1 protein-coding gene is annotated in these 374 nt (G+C 52.1%); it reads right to left on the reverse strand.

Annotated elements, in window-relative coordinates; translation table 11 throughout:
- Positions 1-165 (reverse strand): flagellin N-terminal helical domain-containing protein (locus tag AC27VO_RS16550; RefSeq protein WP_488667810.1); only part of this gene is annotated, 165 nt, incomplete at its 3' end.
- Positions 166-374 lie beyond the last annotated feature (209 nt).

The following is a 374-nucleotide window of genomic DNA, read 5'->3' on the forward strand; positions in this document are numbered from 1 at the left end:
ATTCATGCGCTCCGAAATGGCCAGACCTGCTGCATCGTCCTTGGCGCTGTTCACGCGCAGGCCCGAAGACAAGCGTTGCATCGAGGTGGACAGTGTGCTGCCCGACAGGCTCAGATTGCGCTGTGCATTGATCGAAGCGACATTGGTGTTGATGGTCATGGCCATGGCAGAAATCCTTTGAACAAGCGGTTTAAACGGTGTGTAGCTTTTGCTTTAACAAGAACTTTGTTGTCCTTTGCACCGTTTATCGGAACCGCTTGGCGGTTCTTTAGCTTTTTTCGCAAACATTTACAGAAATACCAGCGCACCACCCCATAGAAAAAGCCCCTGGCTTTTCAGACAGGGGCTTCGGAGCTCGCAAGAGCGGATTGGGC

Source organism: Comamonas sp. 14P8.1.4 (genome assembly GCF_057799285.1).